General features: G+C 52.1%; 14 protein-coding genes and 2 pseudogenes. 9 read left to right on the top strand and 7 right to left on the bottom strand.

Translation table 11 applies throughout. The annotated features are described in order from the left end of the window. Positions 1 to 327: 327 nt before the first annotated feature. From H70357_RS13760 to H70357_RS13770, 3 genes are all read left to right on the top strand, one after another. Positions 328 to 4,197 (top strand): discoidin domain-containing protein, encoded by a 3,870-nt coding sequence (locus tag H70357_RS13760; protein ID WP_038590236.1) that lies wholly within the window; start codon positions 328 to 330, stop codon positions 4,195 to 4,197. Between the two features lie 283 nt (positions 4,198 to 4,480). After that, positions 4,481 to 5,401, top strand: coding sequence for a cysteine synthase A (gene cysK, locus H70357_RS13765; RefSeq protein ID WP_038590239.1), 921 nt, complete (start codon positions 4,481 to 4,483; stop codon positions 5,399 to 5,401). Between the two features lie 24 nt (positions 5,402 to 5,425). Continuing rightward, a complete protein-coding gene (locus H70357_RS13770) occupies positions 5,426 to 6,421 on the top strand; it encodes a DUF3558 domain-containing protein (protein WP_052092015.1) in 996 nt (331 codons plus the stop codon). Positions 6,422 to 6,461: 40 nt separating this feature from the next. Here H70357_RS13770 and H70357_RS13775 read toward each other — a convergent pair whose 3' ends face one another. The 4 genes from H70357_RS13775 to H70357_RS13790 all read right to left on the bottom strand — a co-directional run bounded on the left by H70357_RS13775 (position 6,462) and on the right by H70357_RS13790 (position 9,792). Then, complete coding sequence (locus tag H70357_RS13775; RefSeq protein WP_038590242.1) at positions 6,462 to 6,959, bottom strand: VanZ family protein; 498 nt, start codon at positions 6,957 to 6,959, stop codon at positions 6,462 to 6,464. A gap of 38 nt (positions 6,960 to 6,997) precedes the next feature. After that, positions 6,998 to 7,864, bottom strand: a complete 867-nt coding sequence (locus tag H70357_RS13780; RefSeq protein ID WP_038590245.1) for a D-Ala-D-Ala carboxypeptidase VanY — start codon at positions 7,862 to 7,864, stop codon at positions 6,998 to 7,000. Positions 7,865 to 8,015: 151 nt separating this feature from the next. Next, positions 8,016 to 9,104 (bottom strand): sensor histidine kinase, encoded by a 1,089-nt coding sequence (locus tag H70357_RS13785; protein ID WP_038590249.1) that lies wholly within the window; start codon positions 9,102 to 9,104, stop codon positions 8,016 to 8,018. Continuing rightward, the gene (locus H70357_RS13790; protein WP_038590252.1) at positions 9,097 to 9,792 is read right to left on the bottom strand and encodes a response regulator transcription factor; all 696 of its coding nucleotides are present in this window, start codon (positions 9,790 to 9,792) and stop codon (positions 9,097 to 9,099) included. The genes H70357_RS13785 and H70357_RS13790 overlap by 8 nt, the downstream gene beginning before the upstream one ends. A gap of 271 nt (positions 9,793 to 10,063) precedes the next feature. On the opposite strand from H70357_RS13790, the gene H70357_RS13795 reads away from it, so the two are divergent. The 3 genes from H70357_RS13795 to H70357_RS13805 all read left to right on the top strand — a co-directional run bounded on the left by H70357_RS13795 (position 10,064) and on the right by H70357_RS13805 (position 12,242). Next, on the top strand, positions 10,064 to 10,861 hold the full coding sequence (locus H70357_RS13795) for a sensor histidine kinase (RefSeq protein ID WP_052092016.1): 798 nt from the start codon (positions 10,064 to 10,066) through the stop codon (positions 10,859 to 10,861). Next, a complete protein-coding gene (locus H70357_RS13800; RefSeq protein WP_038590258.1) occupies positions 10,858 to 11,529 on the top strand; it encodes a response regulator in 672 nt (223 codons plus the stop codon). The genes H70357_RS13795 and H70357_RS13800 overlap by 4 nt, the downstream gene beginning before the upstream one ends. Positions 11,530 to 11,591: 62 nt before the next feature. Beyond that, the gene (locus H70357_RS13805) at positions 11,592 to 12,242 is read left to right on the top strand and encodes a YcnI family copper-binding membrane protein (RefSeq protein ID WP_038590260.1); all 651 of its coding nucleotides are present in this window, start codon (positions 11,592 to 11,594) and stop codon (positions 12,240 to 12,242) included. A gap of 714 nt (positions 12,243 to 12,956) precedes the next feature. On the opposite strand, the gene H70357_RS13810 is transcribed toward H70357_RS13805, so the two are convergent. From H70357_RS13810 to H70357_RS13820, 3 genes are all read right to left on the bottom strand, one after another. Further along, entirely contained in the window at positions 12,957 to 14,795 is a 1,839-nt protein-coding gene (locus tag H70357_RS13810; protein ID WP_038599495.1) for a CotH kinase family protein, read from the bottom strand. A gap of 54 nt (positions 14,796 to 14,849) precedes the next feature. Further along, positions 14,850 to 15,509: a DUF4956 domain-containing protein gene (locus H70357_RS13815; protein ID WP_052092536.1), complete on the bottom strand. Its 660-nt coding sequence runs from the start codon at positions 15,507 to 15,509 to the stop codon at positions 14,850 to 14,852. A gap of 95 nt (positions 15,510 to 15,604) precedes the next feature. Further along, the gene (locus tag H70357_RS13820; protein ID WP_038590263.1) at positions 15,605 to 16,318 is read right to left on the bottom strand and encodes a polyphosphate polymerase domain-containing protein; all 714 of its coding nucleotides are present in this window, start codon (positions 16,316 to 16,318) and stop codon (positions 15,605 to 15,607) included. 278 nt (positions 16,319 to 16,596) lie between these two features. Between H70357_RS13820 and H70357_RS13825 the strand changes: the two genes are divergently transcribed. From H70357_RS13825 to H70357_RS37135, 3 genes and pseudogenes are all read left to right on the top strand, one after another. Beyond that, positions 16,597 to 17,847, top strand: coding sequence for a purple acid phosphatase family protein (locus H70357_RS13825; RefSeq protein WP_038590266.1), 1,251 nt, complete (start codon positions 16,597 to 16,599; stop codon positions 17,845 to 17,847). A gap of 213 nt (positions 17,848 to 18,060) precedes the next feature. Beyond that, a pseudogene (locus H70357_RS13830) lies at positions 18,061 to 21,042 on the top strand (X2-like carbohydrate binding domain-containing protein); the annotation flags it as partial. Then, positions 21,028 to 21,156 (top strand): annotated as a pseudogene (locus H70357_RS37135) (X2-like carbohydrate binding domain-containing protein); the annotation flags it as partial. The pseudogenes H70357_RS13830 and H70357_RS37135, both read left to right, overlap by 15 nt. Positions 21,157 to 21,228: the final 72 nt, after the last annotated feature.

Raw genomic sequence — 21,228 nt, forward strand, 5'->3', positions numbered from 1 at the left:
GCACATACTAAGCATAGAAACGGCCATTGGTTAAAATCTAGTTATATCTTATATTATTACCATAATTAGTTAGTTAATAGTCAGTCTCCGAGTTCGGTCAGGGTATCTTGCGATTGCGGCTAGTAGTTCTGCATGTTTGCGCAAGGAGTAGATCGTGCTTTTTGTTGTGGATGTACAGCATTGGGAGACGCTGCAGCTGGCTAATTGAAATTGGATTAGTGCGGGCAGGAGGGCAGCCTTTGAATCAAGGAGGTGAAGGGGGAAACAAATTGTTTGTGAATGCGCTTTCTTTAACATGATCCATAACATTTTGGAAGGTGGTTGTGTATGTTAACAGGAGACAAGGCATCTGCCAGGAAAACATTCCTCATCTATGGTTTGATTGTTGCGTTGTTTGTAGGCCAATTGGTGCTGTTTCCGGCTGTAAGCTCTGCGGCGGCCAATCTGGCGCAGGGCAAAACAATTACCGCAAGCTCGGTCGGCGACGTTTATGTGGCGGCGAATGCCAATGACGGCAATCAAGGGACGTATTGGGAAAGTGCAAGCAATGCTTTTCCGCAATGGCTAAAGATAGATCTGGGCACAAGCAGCAATGTGAACCAGGTGGTGCTGAAGCTGCCTGCTGCCTGGGAGGCAAGAACGCAGACGTTAGCTGTTCAAGGCAGCACGAATGATTCTGCGTACAGCAACCTTGCGGCATCGGCGAGTTATACGTTTAATCCGTCAAGCGGCTCCAACACGGTAATCATTAATTTTACCGCAGCAAACGCCAGATACATCAAATTAAACTTTACCGCAAATACGGGTTGGCAGGCAGCACAGGTATCAGAGATCGAGGTCTATGGGACGACCCCAACGCCAACCGGCACTTATGAAGCGGAAGCTGCCGCATTATCTGGTGGAGCCAAGACAAACACCGACCATACTGGCTATACAGGCTCGGCATTTGTGGACGGATATCTCGTACAAGGTGCAACCACAGCCTTTACGGTTACTGCTGCCACTGCAGGCAGCTACAATGTTTCGCTCAGGTATGCCAATGCTTCAGGCAGCACCAGAACATTAAGTGTCTACGTGAACGGAACAAAGGTTAAGCAGACTTCGCTTCCCAATCTGGCGAACTGGGACACTTGGTCCATACAAGATGAAATATTGACTCTCTCTGCCGGTAACAATACAATTTCCTATAAATACGATTCCGGAGATACCGGCAATGTTAATATGGATCATCTGGTTCTTACTCCGGCGGCCACACCTACGGCGACACCAACAACCGTACCAACTCCAACAACCACACCGACAGCAACCCCAAAAGTAACACCCTCACCAACGCCTACAGCCACACCAACGGTTACGCCAACACCAACGGCTTCACCTACAGCTACACCAAGCACAGGTCCAGGATTGAATCTGGCCATCGGCAAAACTATTAATGCTTCCTCATCCATATTTACGTTTGTTCCTGGCCATGCGAATGACGGCGATGTCACCACTTACTGGGAAGGCGGGGCTGCCAGCTATCCGAATACGCTGACCGTCAACCTTGGGGCCAATGCCAGCATTACTTCTGTCGTCGTGAAGCTGAATCCGGCGGCGGCCTGGGCAACCCGTACCCAAACGATTGAGGTATTGGGACACAATCAGGCAACCTCCACCTTTACAAGTCTCGTTCCGGCTACCCTGTATACCTTTAATCCGGCCAGCGGCAATTCAGTGACTATTCCGGTTACGGCAACGGCCAGTGAACTTCAACTGAAGTTCACCACTAACTCCGGTTCAAATGCCGGCCAGGTTGCAGAATTTCAAATTACCGGCACGCCGGCAGCGAATCCTGATCTGACGGTGACGGCAATGTCCTGGAGCCCTTCTGCTCCGGTGGAATCGGATGCCATCACCTTAACCGCAGCCATTAAAAATGCAGGAACCGCAGCATCCACAGCGACAAATGTCAGCTTTTATCTGGGTACGACCAAGGTAGGGACGACTCCGGTAGGGGCACTTGCTGCAGGAGCCTCAGCCAATGTCTCGCTTAACATCGGTGCCCAAGATGCGGCCACCTATGCACTGGGCGCCAAGGTGGATGAGAGTAACACTGTTATTGAACTGAATGAAGGCAACAACAATTACACCCATCCGTCTTCTCTTACTGTTACACCTGTATCAAGCTCCGATCTGCTAGCATCTCCGGTAAGCTGGACCCCGGGAAATCCGGCCGGAGGCAATACCGTAACCTTCTCGGTTGCCATCAAAAACCAAGGGACAGCAGCTTCCGCCGGCGGTGCGCATAATATAACGCTGACGGTGACTGATGCCACCACCAATGCCGTGGTCAAAACCTTAACCGGGTCCTACAACGGAGTAATCGCCAGCGGTGCCACAACGGCTCCGGTCACTTTGGGCACATGGACTGCGGCGAACGGCAAATACACGGTGAAGAGCGAAATTGCCGTGGATACCAATGAGCTTCCGGTGAAACGGGCCAACAATATTCAGACCCAGCCGCTGTTTTTCGGCCGCGGGGCGAACATGCCTTACGACATGTATGAGGCCGAGGATGGTGTTGTCGGCGGTGGAGCTGTTAAGCTTGCCCCAAACCGCACCATCGGCGATCTGGCCGGTGAAGCTTCGGGCCGGAGGGCGGTAACACTGAACACGACCGGCAGCTATGTGGAATTTACCACAAAGGCCAGTACCAATACGCTGGTTACCCGGTTCTCCATTCCGGATTCGGCCAGCGGTGACGGAACCAATGCCACATTGAACATTTACGTCAATGGAGTGTTCAACAAGGCGATCAGCCTGACCTCCAAATACGCCTGGTTGTACGGCCCGGAAACCAGTCCCGGCAACTCCCCGGGCTCCGGTTCCCCGCGCCATATCTATGATGAAGCGAACATTATGTTCGACAGCACCATTCCGGAAGGAAGCACGATCAGGCTGCAAAAGGATGCGGCAAACACCTCGAAGTATGCTATCGACTTTATCAGTCTGGAGCAGGTGTCGCCAATAGCCAATCCGGACCCGGCTAAATATGCGGTTCCTGCCGGATTCAGCCATCAGGATGTGCAGAATGCGCTGGATAAAGTCCGTATGGATAACACCGGCAACCTTGTGGGGGTATATCTGCCTGCCGGAACTTACGAGACCTCAAGCAAGTTCCAGGTCTACGGCAAAGTCGTGAAGATCGTCGGTGCAGGACCGTGGTACACCCGGTTTTATGCTCCAGTCAGCCAGTCCAATACGGATGTCGGATTCAGAGCCACCGATTCCGCCAATGGATCGACTTTCTCGGGCTTCGCTTATTTCGGCAATTATACTTCGCGGATCGACGGACCCGGTAAAGTGTTTGATTTCTCCAATGTGTCGAACATTACGATCGACAACATTTGGACCGAGCATCAGGTATGCATGTTCTGGGGTGCGAATACCGACTACATGGTGATCAAAAACTCGCGTATCCGCAATACCTTTGCCGACGGTATTAATATGACAAACGGAAGCACCAACAATCTCGTATCCAACAATGAAGCGCGGGCCACCGGAGATGACAGCTTTGCACTGTTCTCGGCGATTGATTCCGGCGGTTCGGACATGAAGGACAATGTCTATGAGAATCTGACCTCAATCCTGACCTGGCGTGCAGCCGGTGTGGCGGTCTATGGCGGTTATGCCAATACCTTCCGCAACATTTATATCGCCGACACGTTATGCTATTCCGGGATTACCATCAGCTCACTGGACTTCGGGTATCCGATGAACGGATTTGGCGCTTCACCGCCGACGAACTTCCAGAATATCTCGATTGTCCGTGCAGGCGGACACTTCTGGGGCAGCCAGACCTTCCCGGCCATCTGGGTATTCTCGGCATCGAAGGTGTTCCAGGGCATCCGGGTCAGTGATGTGGACATTATCGATCCGACTTACCACGGCATTATGTTTCAGACCAACTATGTGGGCTCTTCACCGCAGTTCCCTGTCGCGGATACAATCTTCTCCAATATTACGATTTCCGGTGCGCAGAAGAGCGGGGACGCATTTGATGCCAAGTCGGGAGTGGGCATTTGGGCCAATGAATCGGCGGAAGCCGGTCAAGGCCCGGCAATGGGTTCGGTAGTCTTCAACAACTTGAAGATTACCAATACAGTCACTTCTATTAAAAATAATACGTCCACCTTTACGATCAACGTTAATCCTTAGACAGCCAGCTGAACAGACCCATAGAAACGGAGTGCTGCTGCTTTCATTAGCAGTGCCCGTTTCACAGCAGGGCCGCCTCCCGCCGACACAGGGGGGCGGCCTTTTGCCGCGGAATAAAGAAGCGGCATGAGCAGCCCGGATTCCCGGCAATCGACAAGTGCCGGGCCATAGCCTACAATGGGTGTTACAAAGTATAAGGAGTAAAGCCCATGCTTCCGATGCCAGTTTTATTCGAAGAACACTCATGGATGCAGCGCTCACAAAACTGTTAGGAGGATTTACTATGACACCCCTGGTAGTCAATAATATTACGGAACTGATCGGCGATACGCCAGCCCTGCGGTTGAACCGCCTGACCGGCCCGGATGATGCAGAAGTGTATGTGAAGCTGGAAATGTTCAACCCCAGCGGCAGCGTGAAAGACCGGGCCGCGTATAATCTGATCCGGCAAGCTGAGCTTGGCGGCTTGCTGAAACCCGGCGGAACCATTATCGAGCCGACGAGCGGAAATACCGGCATCGGGCTGGCGATGAACGCAGCGGCAAAGGGGTATAAGGCGATTCTCATCATGCCGGATAATATGACGAAGGAACGGATCAATATCCTGAAGGCATATGGTGCTGAAGTGGTGCTGACTCCGGCGGCGGAGCGGATGCCGGGCGCAATTGCTAAGGCGCTGGAGCTTGGCGCAGAAATTGCGGACAGCTTCATTCCCCAGCAGTTTGAGAATAAAGCCAATCCGGACATCCACCGCACGACGACGGCACCGGAAATTGTGGCCCAGATGGACGGCAGGCTCGATGTGTTCGTCGCCACCTCCGGAACCGGAGGCACGATTACCGGAACCGGCGAGGTGCTGCGCCGGGAGCTGCCCGGCATCAAGATCGTTGTGGTGGAGCCGCAAGGCTCACCGGTGCTTTCGGGTGGCAAGCCCGGCCCGCATAAGCTTGTCGGAACCAGCCCGGGATTTGTCCCCGCCATCCTGAACACGGATGTATATGATGAAATCGTCCAGGTGTCCGACGAGGATGCGCTGGAAACAGTCAGAGCGCTGGCCAGCACGGAGGGGATATTGATTGGCCCTTCCGGCGGAGCAGCGGTGTGGACGGCGCTACAGGAAGCGCGGCGTCTGGGGAGCGGCAAACGTGTCCTCTGTATCGCTCCAGATACCGGTGAGCGTTACCTGAGCATGGGGATATTCTAATACTTCTCTGGGGGGAAATGTAGAATGAAGCTTATCCGGGGTATAGTGATTACTTGCGTGCTGCTGACAGGATGTTCTGCGCAAAATGCGGCTAAAGAGGAAGGGACAACGTCCACCTCCTCCCCGTCTGCCGTAGTAGCAAGCGCAACGCCGTCTCCGGCGGTTACGGATGAAGCCAGTGCACCGTTGGTCAACGGAACCGATGGTGGAACAACTTCGAACCCTCCGGCCTCGGCATCAGCATCGAAGGAGTACATGGAGACTGCCAGGCTGCATACCACGTTCGGGTTTGCCGATGCAGAAGGGAAGCATATCCTGATGACCCGGGAAGATGACAGTGAGATGGAACAGATGAAATCCCTGAACACGGCTGTCGGCAATAACGGCCAAATTCTCACGTTAACGTTCGAGAAATGGCAGGCTGGGAGCGAGAACAGTAACGGCCGGGAGTCGGCGAATAATTTTGCCAATCTGCAGGGGGTTGTCTATGCGGTAGATGAAGGCGGCGCGACCCCGGATGAAACCTACTATTTGGCCGATTCCGCTGAGTTTAAGCTCAAGTCGCTGCTTGAAATTCAGCCGGCAGCAGAAGGAAGTGGACAGCTCACCGCTGATGATCCTTTGCGAAAGAGCATTTCTGCGGCTAAACAGCGGGAAATCAAGGCCGCCTGGAAGCTGGCGGATTTGCCGCCGGACCGTGGCCTGTACCTGGTGCAATTCGTGAGACAGAACAAGAACATGCTGTTCAGTCTTGTTGTAGTGGATGGCGGGAAGCTCAAGTTCATGGATTATCCCGCCGTTGTTCAGGAGGATGAATATTCAGTATGGCGTGTAGATGATGGCGGTGAGGTCCTGCCGGAGATGTTCTCGTTGTTATTTGCTGCCGAGACTACAGATGGACTGCTGCTCGGGCTGAATTGGTGGGGCGCAGAGGGGATTAATTCCTTTTTCCTGTCCCAGGATGGGGATACCTTCATAGAGCTGGATATCCAGTACGGCCGTTATACCTCGCCTTTGTAGCTGCTGTAAATGTGTATCTGTGTTGCACAAAGTCCAGCCGTCATGATTCTGTGGCGGGCTGGACTTTTTTCTTGTGCACGAACAGTCGAAGCATACTATAGCCGATCACTCCTCCAAGGGTATTCAGAATGAGATCGTCGACATCAAAGGTACCGATAGAGAGGATAGCCTGTGCACACTCCAATAGCAGACTTAAACCCAGGGAGCGAATCAGTACACGCATCAATGAAATTCTCCGGCCGCTCGACTGGAGTATAAGGAACATGCCATACGGCAGGAATAAAGCGATATTTCCGCCCAGATTGAGCAGTGTGTTACTTGTCAGGTTATCGAGTGTGTTCGATATGGTGGCCAGCGGGATGAAATTGCCCCATTGCATCGCACGGTCGATGTTGTGCGCACTGTGTTGTAATTGTTCCCAGAGAAAGATAAAATTTATGGAGCTGAACTTAAATAAAATGATTTTGAACAATGCATAGACATACAAGGCGAATAAGATCTGCACTGCAATCTCTCTCGTAGCTTGTGTACGCTTCATTTCTTCTCCTCACTTTCTATTGATTACTCCCATGCTCGTCAGGGGAACACGGTCAAAATGACCCCGTCCATATTGTCGCCCGACAGCTCAAAACGGCGGTCAGCCGGCACCGGGATCGGTGTGTTGCCGGTAACGGAATGATACGAAACCTGGTATGGCTCTCCATCCACCGTTGCCGAATAGGTCTGCTGCTCCTTGATGAATTCGAGATACTCTTCCAGTGTGAAATTGTTGTCCTGCATAATTCTGCTGTGCGGCAAACCGACATAGCGGAAATGCCAGGGTTCATACTGAATGCCGGTAATGGCCGTCTTGTCACCCGGGTAGCGTAAAATAAATCCGTATTTCCAGGCATTCTTCTGGAGCCATTTTCCTTCAGGTGCGCTGTTCATCGCCGTCTGTGTAGATCCGATATCCAGTGATAAGCCGAGATTATGCTCACTGTGGCCTGCCGGCAGCGCATATTCGGCACCTTTTTCCTCATAAAGCCGCTTTTGTTCTTCCGTATCCCGGTATCCGCTGCTGATCAGAAAATTCGAAATGCCGTCGGCGGCAGCTGCTTCAATCATCTCTGAGAAGCGCTGCACCACGCTTTGCGACAGCATGATCGTGTTGTCCAGCAGCCCGTATCCTTGCACCAGCTCCTGATGCTCAAACAGGTTGACGATGTCCTTTGTAACTCCTGATTTATGTACTGAATATTTTTTGTTGACGAGTAACAGGTTTCCCTGGTAGATCTGGCTTTTGGAAATAACCGTAAGATCGGTTCGCCCGGGATCCGCTGTGATCACTTTGGACCTCATGTCCTTAAGATCATTTCCTGTGATTTCCGCTTCCTTGTGGACAGCTTCATAGCCCAACAGCATCAGGATGACAAGCCAAAAAACCCACTTCTTTTTTTTCATTTCTGTCTCCTCCTTGTGTTCATTCTTTAAGGATAAGAGAGAGCGTTTAAAAAGAAGTGGGGTAAAAATAAAGTTTTTCTTAAATATATACTAATTTATTGCTGAAACGGATAATAAGCATGTTGAAATCCGTGTAACGAAAAGATTACAGCTACCGTGGAAGCCGAACCTCAAAGAGGGTGCGGATGATGTCACTTTGCACAGAGATGCTGCCGCCATGCTGTTCGACGATATTTTTGGCAATGAACAGGCCGAGTCCAGTTCCGCCTTCTTGGTGGCTGCGGGCCCGGTCTCCGGTATAGAACATATCGAATAGATGGGGCAGTTGTTCTGCAGGGATGCTGCCGCCATAATTGATCACCTGAATGACGATATCCTCCGCCTGCGGACTGCAGCTGACATCCACATACTGGCCATCTTTGCCGTACCGGGCGGCATTGGTCAGCAGATTCTCGAATACGCGTGCCAGCAGCTCACCGTCGCCCTCGATCTCGATCCGGGGAGGGGTATTCAGGCGGGCTGTCAGTCCATTGCTCTCAAAGACAGGATATAATTCCTCATTTAATTGGCTCAGCAGTTCGCTTAGATCAAGCGGCCTTTTGTTGATGGTAAGCATGCCGTAGTTCATTCTGGTGATTTCAAACAGTTCATCAATGAGCTTTTCAAGCCGTTGGGATTTGGTATAGGCGATGGTCGTATAATGTTTGATCTGCTCTGCAGACAGCTGTCCTTCCTTCAGCACGAGATCCAGATATCCCAGCACAGAGGTCAGCGGAGTACGCAGATCATGGGCCAAATTCAAGACCAGCTTGTCCTTGCTGTTTTCGGCAAAATCTCCCCGTTCCACCGCTTTCTGCAGCATTTCGCTCGCCAGATTCAGGTCTGCGGCAATGTCCTCGAACTCGTCGTTCGAGGAGAGAGTAAGCCTGCTTTTGAAATCGCCGTTTGCCAGCAGATGAATATGCTTGGAAATCTCCCGGAAATAGGTGGCATAGGGTTTGGTAAAGAGGAAGAAAAAAAGGATGGCCAGCGGAATAAAAAAGATCAGAAAGAAATTGAGATCTCCGACGCTGCCGATCATATGCCGGAACCGGGCCAGCGAGTCCTCCAGTTTAACCTCTGATTTATAATAAAGCTGAAGCATTTTATACAGCGCAAAGGTAAGGACACCCGAGCAAATCATGCTCATTATCAGCAGCATAATCATTTTAAAGCGGAAGCTGCGGATCATTTTAGCCATTGAATGTATAACCTACTCCCCAAATGGTTTTGATCCATTTATTTTTGTTTTGATCTTCGCCAAGCTTTTTGCGCAGGGTACGGATATGCACCATCACTGTGTTCCCGCTCTCAAAATAGGCTTCACCCCACACCTGCTGGAAGAGCTGCTCGGCACTGAAGACCTTCTTGGGGTAGCTGGCCATAAGGTACAGGATATCGAATTCTTTGGGCGTCAGCTCGATGTTGTTCCCGTATAACGTCACGGTGCGGCAGTCAGGATCAACGATCAAGCCGCCCGCTTCGAGCACAGCCTTGCTGCCGGAGACGGGCCGGCTCAGCTGCATGGAACGGCGCAGCTGCGCGTTCACCCTGGCGACCAGCTCCATGGGATTAAACGGCTTGGTCATATAGTCATCGGCTCCGATTACAAGGCCGGTGATTTTGTCCAGGTCCGAGGTTTTGGCACTCAGGAAGATGATCGGCATCTGGTGCTGCTCGCGGATCTGCCGGGTGACTTCATGCCCGTCCAGGCCGGGCATCATAATATCCAGAATTGCTAAATCAATGGAGTGGGTCTGGACCGCCTGTACGGCAGCTCGTCCGTCAGATACTTTGATCAGATGGTAGCCCTCTTTTTCCAGGTGCAAGGCGACCAGTCCGGCGATCTCGGCATCGTCATCGGCGATTAGAATCGTAATTCGTTTCATTTCATTTTCGCTCCTGTATAAGTTAACATGTAATGTGGACTTCAATTAACGCTTTGCTCCTAGTTTACCTTATCGGTTTAGCTTTCGCGAGCGGCGATTTTCGGTAATGTTAATATTTTAAATACTTATATTTGTAACATTTCAAAGAGGGTATAGCCCGAAAGAGTCATGCCGGCGCTAGCTTGGGAATGCTATTCTATACATTAAGATTTGGGAGGGGACAGCAACGTATACGAGAATCAAGCTGCTTATTCTGCTGCTTCCGACAGTGATGGTCGGTATTTGGGAGATTGTGCGCCACCAGTTTCTGATGCCTTATATCTCTATGGACATGGGGAATTATCTGACGCCTGTGCTTGTATTCCTGTTCAGCATCGTGCTGCTGCTGCCGCTGTTCTCGTTATTGGAACGGAACCAGCGGGAGCTGGAGCAGGAACGGGCGGTCAAAACGGCCATGGAAGCCCGTGAGGGTCTGGCCAAAGAGCTGCATGACGGGATGGCGCAGTCGCTGTTTCTGTTGTCTGTGCGGATTGAGCGTCTGGAGCAGAACCGCAGGAATGGTGAGGTGAGCGGAGAAAGCATTGAGCAGATCAAAAAAACAGTGCATGAGGTCAATTCTTATGTACGCCAGGCTATTGCGAACCTAAAGGTTCCAGTCAGCGTTGTGCAGAACTTCACCCTGGAGCAGTCCGTTAAGGAGCAGCTGGCGCAGATGGCAAGTGAAGTGATGATAGAAGTGTCGCTGGACTGGAGTCTGGATGACGAAGCACTCACTTCCGCTGAAAAGGCGGAGCTGCTGTCCTGCATCCGTGAGGCTATCATTAATGTGCGCAAGCATACACGGGCGGGCAAAGTAGCCATATCCGGGCAAGGCGGCCGGGAGCGTTGGAGAGTAGCTGTCACGGATGACGGTGCGGGTATCCTGCATGAGGACCCTTTTGCAGTGAGCGGAAGTTATGGCCTGCAGATTATGAGAGAACGGGCAGAGCGGATGGGCTGGAGATTATCGCTGGGATCGGATGCCGCCGGGACCCTAGTTGAAATAACGAAAGGGGGAGACGCCGAATGAACCGTTGCCGGGTACTGGTTGTGGACGATCATGCTCATGCGCGTGAGGCGATGTGCGAGATTCTGGCGATGGATGAGCGTTTTGAGGTCATTGGAGCAGTGGCGAGCGGAGCCGAGGCCATGGTCTGGACCGCACAGTGGATGCCGGATCTGATCCTGATTGACATTGAGATGCCGGGGATGGACGGACTGGAGACGACGCGGCGGATCAAGCTGGAATACCCTTATGTCAAAATCGTTATCGTGACCGTGTCGGATGAAATCTCCTATCTGTTCGAGGCGCTGAAGCAGGGGGCACAGGGATATCTGCTGAAGAACCTGGCTCCATCGACCTGGATCGAATATTTGCTGGCAATTGTCAGTGAGGAGGTTCCGCTGAGCCGGGAGCTGGCTATTCAGATTCTGAAGGAGTTTGCCGTTACTTCGGTGAAGGAAGAGCGGGAAGCATTAACGGCGCGGGAGAAGGAAATACTGGGCTGTGTCTCCTCCGGTTCCACCAACAGGGAGATTGCGGCTGAACTCGGGATTTCCGAGCATACGGTCAAAAATCATCTGAAAAACATCCTGCAAAAGCTGCAGCTCCAGAACCGTACGCAGCTGACGCGGTATGCCCTGGAGCAGGGACTGGCCTCGCGGGAGCGGGATTTTCCGAGGAAACCACAGAGATAACGGTTATTAAGAGGGAACCTGACAGATACCATAGAAACTGAGAAGAGGGGAAATATACACACATGAATAAAATGCTTCGTAAACTGATGACTTTAGCCGCACCTTCCGTGGCAGCACTGATGCTGTTCGCGGCTGTGGCCAGCGCACATGTGACCGTTGCTCCGGCAGAATCCAGTACCGGTGCATGGGAGACCTATACACTGAAAGTGCCGTCGGAGAAGGATATCGCTACCGTTCAGGTGGATCTGCGCATCCCGGAGGGGGCGGAGTTCAAGCAATATGAGGCAACGCCCGGATGGAATGTAACCATCGATGGGAATAAAGTCAGCTGGACCGCAACCGGTGAAGGCATTCAAGCCGGACAATTTCAGCGCTTCTACTTCACGGCCAAGAACCCGGATGCCGCAGGCGATATTGCCTGGAATGCTTACCAGCATTATGCTGACGGCAGTCTGGTGCAGTGGTCCGGTGAAGAAGGCTCGGAAACGCCGCATTCCGTTACTTCGATTGTGCAGTCTTCCGGCAACGGGGACAGTCACTCCCACGGATCGGCGGACATGGATGACTCCATGAGCATGGATGAGCACAAAGCCATTGTGGAGGACCTCGATAAATCCTCAGGTACCTCACCGCTGCTCTATATTGCTCTGGGGATATCATTGCTGTCCTTTTTGTTAGCTGCCATCAGTTTGTTAAGAGGGCGTAAGGAATAAGGAAAGACAGACATTTACGGGATGCAGGTGGAACGTAGCTTCTGTCAAAATTCCAAAGGAATATGCTTTTGCAAAGAAGCTCCGCGTATTGACACTTTCTGTCTAAGGCGCGGAGCTTTTTGGTATGTATGGCCAAGCCGGTGGAAATCCTATAATTTGGTACGAGTCATCATCCGTCTGAAATAACAGAGAGTACATGCCTTCCAAAGAACGTTTCGCATCACTCTGTGCCCTTGCAGCTGAATATTCAGGATAAGATCTGAAGTGTACGGCATACGGCAGCTAACATATTCTAAAAACAAAAGAGCCTCAGACGATCACCCGTCTGAGGCTCCACTTGCCGGAAGTTGCCTTCCACCAGTATTTAGTTGCTAGGCTGCACGGACACATGTCTGAGAGGTTTGCAGAGCCGCGTCCTGCCGAAATAACTGTATTTTGTGCAATAAAAATGGCCCATATTTGGGGTTTTTAAGTGATAATTGTATTTTGTGCAATTATAAATATCAAATAATACCCGTTTATTCCAAATGCCTCATTTTAAGTGCACACAGTGCAATTATTCTTCGGTTCGACGCAATATCTTGGATTAGAGCTGTATGAAATACAGTTAAATACAAAGCGAACTTAAGAATCTTTTCCCGTGAACCCAACTAAACTTATTTTATGGTATTCACCGGTTTACATTATCTAGTTCTTAAGTTCAGCTTGCACAGTTTATAGACGTTTGCGTTTGTAAAAGGTGATGAACGCTGCTGCAAGCAGAAGCACAACGATGGACACGCCGGTTGTGATGGCCTCGCTTGTGCTGCCCTGTTGCTGCGCACCGCCAGCTCCGCCAAACTCGCCGCCGCCCATACCGCCACCGCCAAAGCCACCACCGCCGAAGCCGCCGGTCATATCACCGCCAGGACCGTTGCCGCCTTGAAGCATCGCCGGTCCGCCCATGGCACCCGGCGCACCGCCTTGCGCGGCCTGCCCGTCTGCCGGAACTTGCCCCGGTGCAACCGCGCCGATGGCGCCTTGCCCCGGAGCCGCCGCGCCGTTGGCGCCTTGCCCGGGTGCCGCTGCGCCGATGGCACCTTGCCCGGTCGCCGCCGCGCCGATGGCGCCTTGCCCCGGAGCCGTCGCGCCGATGGCGCCTTGCCCCGGAGCCGCTGCGCCGTTGGCGCCTTGCCCGGAAGCCGCCGCACCAGCGCCATTCGCACCCGTTGGCGCCTGCCCGCCTGCGCCGCCAAAGCCGCCGCCTGGACCACCGCCCATGCCGCTTCCCGTTCCGTCACCGGAGGAAGGAAGGGTGCCGTCCAGCTGCTGGGAGACCGAACTGGCCATGGTGGACATGAAGGTCTCCACGGAGGTAATTCCGCTCTCGTATTGCTCGAATGTGTAGAAGGTGGATGGATCAGCCTTCACGTAGCTGGAGATCATCGTGTCCAGCTCCTGAATCCGCGCCTTGAACGTATCGTTCTGCAGATAACCATCCAGCATTTCGCGGATCATCTCATGATATTTCGTCTTGTATTCCTCGTTCGCCAGCAGCTTGGCCACCAGCGGACGTTCGGCAAGAGCGCCTTGGGTTGGTTCGTCAATCAGCACATCCGAGCCGCCCATCCCGCCAAAAGCCATATTATAATCCCAAGGCAGGATCGAGAAGATTCCTTCATCTTCATAGAGGTAATAATTCTGCTTGTTTCCTCCAAGGTAGCTGTCCATATTGCCAGTCACGGCATTCAGTGCAATATACCCCAAAGCATCGTCGATATCGATATACTTCTCATAGTCGGTGCCGTTGTTCAGTTCATCCAGCATGTCGACCACAATGTCATCGTTTGATTTTTCGGACTTCAGCTCAAGTCCCGTGTAGAGTGAAGCATCGTCGCCGAGCCAGGTCAAATCACTGCCTTGGCCGGTCATTACACCTTTATATAACGCACCATAGGAATTACCGAAGTTGCGCTCCAGATAGGCGTCGCCGATCTGTTCCACCGCGAGATAGAAACCCTTCAGTTCATCGTTGACGTAGACGTTGACGAAGGAGTATTTCGGTGTCGGAAGACCGATGCTCTCCGCCAGCTCATAGGTCAGAAACTCCCGCATATAGGAGGCATCGCTGTAGTTGTTGTTGAGGTTGATTTTGGTAATGCCGAATAAATTCTGGTTCACATACTCGTCAAAAGAAATCTTGAAGCTGTAACGGTCGGAGTCCGCCATCTGCACAACACTGCGCAGGCTTAAGTTGCCTTTGGTCCGCACGGCCACATTGTCCATTTTGATCCCGTTGTATTCCACGGAGGCTGTCTTGTATTCCTCGGCGCTGGCATTGTCCAGCATATCCTGGAAATCATCCGGGTCCAGGGTGATTTTAACATCAACAACCTTGTCCTTCGGGAACACCTCCGTATCCAGACTTTGTTCCTCGCTTGATACCGCTTTTTCCTGCGTATCCGTAATACTGTTATTGTCCGCAGAAGGATTTGCAATCTGACAACCCGCCATAGCGATAACCAGCAGCAGGCAACAAAGAATCAGCAGGGTCAGCTTACCGCGTGCTTTCATCTTCAGCACCGCCTTTCCTCATTGAATATTCTGTTGCTTCCATAAGGCCGGGACTTAAGATACATAGTCGCCGCTATAGCTGATCAGCAAGGCGTTTTTGACACCTGCAATATCGGAGACGGTGTTTACAAAGCCGCCTTCCTTGTCGTCCAGACGCAGCTCAAGCGTAAGCTCGATATTGCCTGCGGTTACGGTTTTTTGCTTGATGTTGTAACGTTTTACGGCTTTGTTCAGATGGCTGTGCACCTCACGTTCGCTGTCATCGCCTTCACAGTTAAGCACCAGCAGGTACGGAGTTTCGACTGAAGAATGTTTAATGAACAGGAAGAGAATCAGACCGATAATGATCGAGCCGATAATCGCCAGCGTGAAAAATCCTGCACCGGTAACGATCCCTGCAACGGCTGCCCAGAACAGGAAAATCAGATCCGTTGGATCTTTGATCGGCGTTCTGAAACGGACGATGGACAAAGCGCCGACCATACCGAGCGAGAGCACAAGGTTGGAGTTGATGGCGATAATGACAGTTGCGGTGATCATAGTCATGCCCATCAGGGACACGTTGAAGCTTTTGGAGTATAATACGCCGCTGAACACACGTTTGTAGAGCAGGTAGATGAAGAATCCGATCAGAAAAGCGACGCCGAGCGTGATCAGGATTTTGGAGATGCTGATATCGGAAACGAAGTTGTCTACGACCGAATTTTTAATCATATCGGAAAAAGTTGTGGCCGTATCGTTTTCTTGCCCTGCGGTTGCAGCTATAGTCTGCGTGGCCGTGGCTGCCCCCAGTGTGGATAAAATGCTCATTAATAATCCTCCCAAGTATTGGTTTTTAGAAATTTGCGGCAAATGACGTATTTCGAAGCGGATTGCCGGTTTAAACCGTTTAGCTGCAGCGCAATTTTGATGTACTCCGGTATGTATTCATCAAATTTGACCTCGAAAATAATGAAGTTCTCATCAAGCGCCCGGACCGGCTGAAGCTCTTTATCAAAAATGTCCGTCTCATGCAGTCCCGTACGCAGCTCCTTGTCGAAAGTGATCCGCACATTGCCGTTATGGCAGACGTAAGGCTCGCGGACATAATCGACGATCACTTTGGGACGCAGCAAATTGTGGCGCATCTGGTTATAGAGCTCCATAAACAAAGGACTTTGCGGAACGTTCAGCACCTCGTAATTGCCGGCCATGATCTGATCATACATTTCGCGGGTCAGCGGTTCCTTGATCTTGGCGATGTAGTCGTCCATTTTGATTTTTTTCTCAAAGTGTATGACATCGTCCTGTACGTTGTAGATGCGGATCCGGTATTTGGCGCGTTCTCTAAGTCCGCCCAGCTTGTCCGAAAGGGCCGAATTGTTAATATCATCAAAATACAGGCTGCGGATATGGTACTCCCCACTGTCGTTCGCGTTCTGATCGGTATCTATCAAGCTCTGCAGCCGCTGCCGCAAAATAAGGTATTGATGATAGTTAATGAAAAATTTCAATTCATGCCGGAATTGCAGCTTCTTATTCATCTCACACCCCATTTCTCACTCAAAAGTTTGGCTTTGGTCACCGCTGCGCCTAAAGCTTGCTACTGAACCCATATTAAGTGACGGACCTTATGATTTTCTTAAATCTGCCTGAACGTTAGCTGAAAGTTATTACATTGCGTTAACAAATGACGCCGTTATGTGAGGTTTTAGGGAGGGTTATTTGACTTCTGTCTATGAGGGAGGCTATCTTTTATAGACAGAAAGCTAGAATCCGGACTGTTGTTTATTGGAAATCAAGCGATGAGGGAGGGATGGGCATGAAGGATTTTAAAGTGTTGATTATTGTTGTTATCATCGTAGCTGTATTGGTCTTGCTGGCCCTTGGCCTGGAATGGCTTAAATCGGAGCGGACTGCCCGACCTGGAGAAAGCAGTGCTCCGTATGATCTGGTCACTACCTTTAAGGAAGATGCGGAGACCAGCCGTGCGTTCACCTGGTTTACCGGAGATCCGGGCGCGGAGGGACGGCTTGAGGTTGTGAAAGGAAAAAGCGCCGCATTTACAGCAGGAAATGTTGTCAAGGTGCAGGCTATAGACAGCGTGATCAAAACAGATGATGGCAAAAGAGGCGTACATAAAGCTGAAGTGACCGGGCTTGAGCCGGGAACGCTGTATACCTACAGGGCAGGCAGCGGGAAAGAAGGCGAATGGAGCACAGCAGCTACGTTCACCACGGCGGAAGCGGACAGCGAGAGCGTAACCTTTATCAATGTAACCGATTCGCAAGGGGAGACGGCGGCAGATTTCAAATTATGGGGCAATACGCTGGACAAGGCGTTCCAGACCTTCCCGGCGGCAAAGTTTATCGTACATAACGGGGATTTGACGGAAGAGCCGGAGGATTCAGGTGCATGGGATGACTTTTTCGGCAATGTGCAGGGGTGGGTGCCGGGCATTCCGCTGATGCCTGTCACCGGCAACCATGATGAGGTCGACGGGCAGGCAGCAAGCTTTACTTCGCATTTCAACCTTCCGGATAACGGTGACCCGGAATCCATTGCCGGAACCTCATATTCTTTTGATTATGGACCTGTGCATGTGACGGTGCTGAATACGGAGAGCCACCTGAAGAGCCAGGCCAAGTGGCTGAAGAAGGATCTGGCCCTTACAGATAAACCGTGGAAAATCGTAGCGCTGCACCGTCCGGCATATGGCGGGAACATGTATAAGAAGCTGGAGGACTGGACAGAGATATTTGACAAGTATAGGGTTGATCTGGTGCTCCAGGGACATAATCATGAATATTCCAGATCATATCCGCTGCTTGCCGGAAAAGTCGTCCCGCAGGGCGGGAATTCTGCAGGTACCGGAGGAGGAACGGTGTACGTGGTGACCAACGCCTCCGGCGCAAAATTCAACGAGAAGAAAGAGGATCAGTACTATCATCAGGTTCATTTCCAGAACAATAAGCAGATGTACGCCGGAATTACGGTCAGCGGAAATACATTGAGCTATCAGGCCTATGATGTGGATGGCAACAAACTCGACGAGTTTCTGCTGAAGCATTAAGATAGTAAGACTCTTCTGACATTCCGTCAGGAGAGTTTTTTACTATAAATGTAATAATTAGTGTGAAAATGGTACGATAACAGAAGACGGAATTCTCCAAGTTTGAACCATTTTCCCTCACTATGAATCCTGCTTACACTCTATAATGAAAGCGTTAACAAAGTAAAGCAATCATAGGAGGCGTGGTTCGTGATTCGTAACCGTATCCGAAGAATGGGATTAATTGTCCTGCTGGCCGCGATGTCTAGCTCTTTGTTTACCGCCTTTCCGGCGGCTGCCCATGCTGCTGCAAGTGAAGCTTACAACTGGAAAAGTGTCGTCACCGGTGCGGGCGGAGGGTTTGTGCCGGGCATTATTTTTAACCAAACTGAACCGAATCTGATCTATGCGCGTACCGACATCGGGGGCGCCTACCGCTGGAATCAGGCCACTGGCAGCTGGATTTCCATCAGTGATGCCGTGGGCTGGGTCGACTGGAACAAGAACGGGGTGGATGCGCTGGCTACAGACCCTGTCGATCCGGACAAAGTATACATGGCTACCGGCACGTACACGAACCACTGGGATGACAACGGGCAGATTATGCGTTCCAGCGACCGGGGCAATACGTGGCAGACGACAGCGCTGCCGTTCAAGGTTGGCGGCAATATGCCCGGCCGTTCGGCCGGTGAGCGTCTGGTTATCGACCCCAATAAGAACAACATCCTGTTCTTCGGGGCACGCAGCGGCAACGGGTTGTGGAAAAGTACGGACTCGGGAGTAACCTGGTCCAAAGTAAGCTCTTTTCCTAATGTAGGCACTTATATTCAGAACCCGACGCTCGATTATGGCAATGACCTCGTCGGATTATCCTGGATTACTTTTGACAAAAGCACAGGCACACCCGGCAGTGCTACGGGAACGATTTATGTCGGCGTAGCGGATACGGCAAGCAGCGTGTACCGCAGCACCGACGGCGGCGTTACCTGGTCCGCGCTTCCCGGACAGCCCACCGGTTTTCTGCCTCATCATGGCGTGCTTTCCTCAACCGGGGATCTGTACATTACGTACAGCAATGGCGTAGGACCCTATGACGGCAGCAAAGGTGAAGTCTGGAAATTTAATAAAACCAGCGGTGCCTGGACGAATATCAGCCCGACGACCGGAACGGATAATTGGTACGGCTTCGGAGGACTTGCTGTCGATGCCCAGAATCCGAATACGCTGATGGTCTCCAGTCTGAATGCCTGGTGGCCGGATGAGGTTATTTTCCGCAGTACGAACGGCGGAGCGACTTGGAGCCGGATCTGGGATTGGGGCAACTATCCGGAACGGACCTATAAATTCGCAATGAACATTACCGCAGCACCTTGGCTGGATCATGGAACGACCTCCACTTCACTTGATCCTTCACCAAAGCTCGGCTGGATGATGGGAGACCTGGAGATTGACCCGTTCAACTCCAACCGGATGATGTACGGAACAGGAGCTACAATCTACGGCTCGAATAACCTGACTGCTTGGGATACGGGCGGCAAGGTCAATATTTCGGTCATGGCCAAGGGCGTAGAGGAGACTGCTGTGCTCGGACTGATCAGCCCGCCGTCGGGAAGTGCGCATCTGATCACGGCGCTTGGTGACGTCTCCGGCTTCCGGTATGAAGATGTGACCCAGGCACCGGTCAAGTTCCAAACGAGCCCTTCCTGGGCGACAACGACAAGTATTGATTATGCGGAGCTCAGTCCGGCGTTCGTTGTGCGCGTTGGCGGAGCTGATAAGGAAAAGACACCGAGCATGAAATCGCTTGGGATTTCGAATGACGGCGGTTCTAATTGGTATATGCCGAATGCCGAACCGTCGAATGGAACCAAAACAACGGCAGGACAAGGCCAGGTCGCCGTATCTGCCAGCGGCAATGCCATCCTGTGGAGTACCTCCGATATCGGTGTCTATTACACCAAATCGTCGGGCAACTCCTGGACGGCAAGCAGCGGGGTACCGGCCGGAGCCAAAATCGCTTCCGACCGCGTAAACGCGAACAAGTTCTATGCGTTCTATGCAGGAATCTTCTATGTCAGTGTGGACGGCGGAGCTACCTTTACCGCTACGCCGGCAGCGGGTTTCCCGACGAATAATGTAGACGGCCTGCAGCCGAACCAGGCTCAGATCAGCTTGAAGGCAGTGCCGGGCATTGAAGGCGATATCTGGCTGGCCGGAGGCAATACAGTCGAGAACAAATACGGTTTATGGCATTCTGTGAATTCGGGAACCAGCTTCACCAAGCTGTCTAATGTCGAGGAAGCTGATCTGATCGGTTACGGTAAGGCCGCACCGGGCCAGAGCTATATGTCACTATATACGGTTGCTCAAATCGATGGCGTCAGAGGCGTCTTCCGCTCCGATGATGTTGGCGCATCTTGGGTACGGATCAATGATGACGCCCACCAGTATGCGAAAATCAACATGGCCATAACCGGTGATCCGCGGATATACGGCCGGGTATATCTCGGAACAAACGGCCGGGGCACACTCTATGCTGATCCGGTGAATCCTCCGGCTCCCGGATCCACCATTACGCCGGTCACGGCCAGCTTCGATAAGAAGACGGCGAATCAGGCGGATGTGGCCGTAACACTGACGCTGAACGGGAACACGTTAAGCGCGATCAAGAACGGAACGGCAACATTGACTGCCGGAACGGATTATACCGTTAGCGGCACAGCAGTCACGATCAAGAAAGGTTATTTGGCCGCGCAGCCGGTGGGCACAACAACGCTGAGCTTTAATTTCAGCGCCGGAGCCGCCCAGTCGCTGGCGGTTGCTGTAGTGGATACGACGGCAGCGAGCAACTCGGCGATTACGCCGGTCACGGCCAGCTTCGACAAGAAGACGGCGAATCAGGCGGATGTGGCCGTAACGCTGACGCTGAACGGGAACACGTTAAGCGCGATCAAGAACGGAACGGCAACATTGACTGCCGGAACGGATTATACCGTTAGCGGCGCAGCAGTCACGATCAAGAAAGGTTATTTGGCCGCGCAGCCGGTGGGCACAACAACGCTGAGCTTTAATTTCAGCGCCGGAGCCGCCCAGTCGCTGGCGGTTGCCGTAGTGGATACGACGGCAGCGAGCAACTCGGCGATTACGCCGGTCACGGCCAGCTTCGACAAGAAGACGGAGAATCAGGCGGATGTGGCCGTAACGCTGACGCTGAACGGGAACACGTTAAGCACGATCAAGAACGGAACGGCAACGTTGACTGCCGGAACGGATTATACCGTTAGCGGCACAGCAGTCACGATCAAGAAAGGTTATCTGGCGGCACAGCCGGTGGGCACAACAACGCTGAGCTTTAATTTCAGCGCCGGGGCCGCCCAGTCGCTGGCAGTTGCCGTAGTGGAT

The sequence above is a fragment of the Paenibacillus sp. FSL H7-0357 genome, assembly GCF_000758525.1.
In the GTDB taxonomy this organism is placed as follows: Bacteria; Bacillota; Bacilli; order Paenibacillales; family Paenibacillaceae; genus Paenibacillus_AQ.

Bases quoted from the DNA above. Each gene is read 5' to 3' on its own strand.
- H70357_RS13805 (WP_038590260.1), top strand. From the start codon at position 11,592: ATGAATAAAATGCTTCGTAAACTGATGACTTTAGCCGCACCTTCCGTG.
- H70357_RS13800 (WP_038590258.1), top strand. From the start codon at position 10,858: ATGAACCGTTGCCGGGTACTGGTTGTGGACGATCATGCTCATGCGCGT.
- H70357_RS13825 (WP_038590266.1), top strand. From the start codon at position 16,597: ATGAAGGATTTTAAAGTGTTGATTATTGTTGTTATCATCGTAGCTGTA.
- H70357_RS13760 (WP_038590236.1), top strand. From the start codon at position 328: ATGTTAACAGGAGACAAGGCATCTGCCAGGAAAACATTCCTCATCTAT.
- H70357_RS13790 (WP_038590252.1), bottom strand. From the start codon at position 9,792: ATGAAACGAATTACGATTCTAATCGCCGATGACGATGCCGAGATCGCC.
- H70357_RS13780 (WP_038590245.1), bottom strand. From the start codon at position 7,864: ATGAAAAAAAAGAAGTGGGTTTTTTGGCTTGTCATCCTGATGCTGTTG.
- H70357_RS13770 (WP_052092015.1), top strand. From the start codon at position 5,426: ATGAAGCTTATCCGGGGTATAGTGATTACTTGCGTGCTGCTGACAGGA.
- H70357_RS13810 (WP_038599495.1), bottom strand. From the start codon at position 14,795: ATGAAAGCACGCGGTAAGCTGACCCTGCTGATTCTTTGTTGCCTGCTG.
- cysK (WP_038590239.1), top strand. From the start codon at position 4,481: ATGACACCCCTGGTAGTCAATAATATTACGGAACTGATCGGCGATACG.
- H70357_RS13820 (WP_038590263.1), bottom strand. From the start codon at position 16,318: ATGAATAAGAAGCTGCAATTCCGGCATGAATTGAAATTTTTCATTAAC.
- H70357_RS13775 (WP_038590242.1), bottom strand. From the start codon at position 6,959: ATGAAGCGTACACAAGCTACGAGAGAGATTGCAGTGCAGATCTTATTC.
- H70357_RS13795 (WP_052092016.1), top strand. From the start codon at position 10,064: ATGGTCGGTATTTGGGAGATTGTGCGCCACCAGTTTCTGATGCCTTAT.
- H70357_RS13785 (WP_038590249.1), bottom strand. From the start codon at position 9,104: ATGGCTAAAATGATCCGCAGCTTCCGCTTTAAAATGATTATGCTGCTG.
- H70357_RS13815 (WP_052092536.1), bottom strand. From the start codon at position 15,509: ATGATTAAAAATTCGGTCGTAGACAACTTCGTTTCCGATATCAGCATC.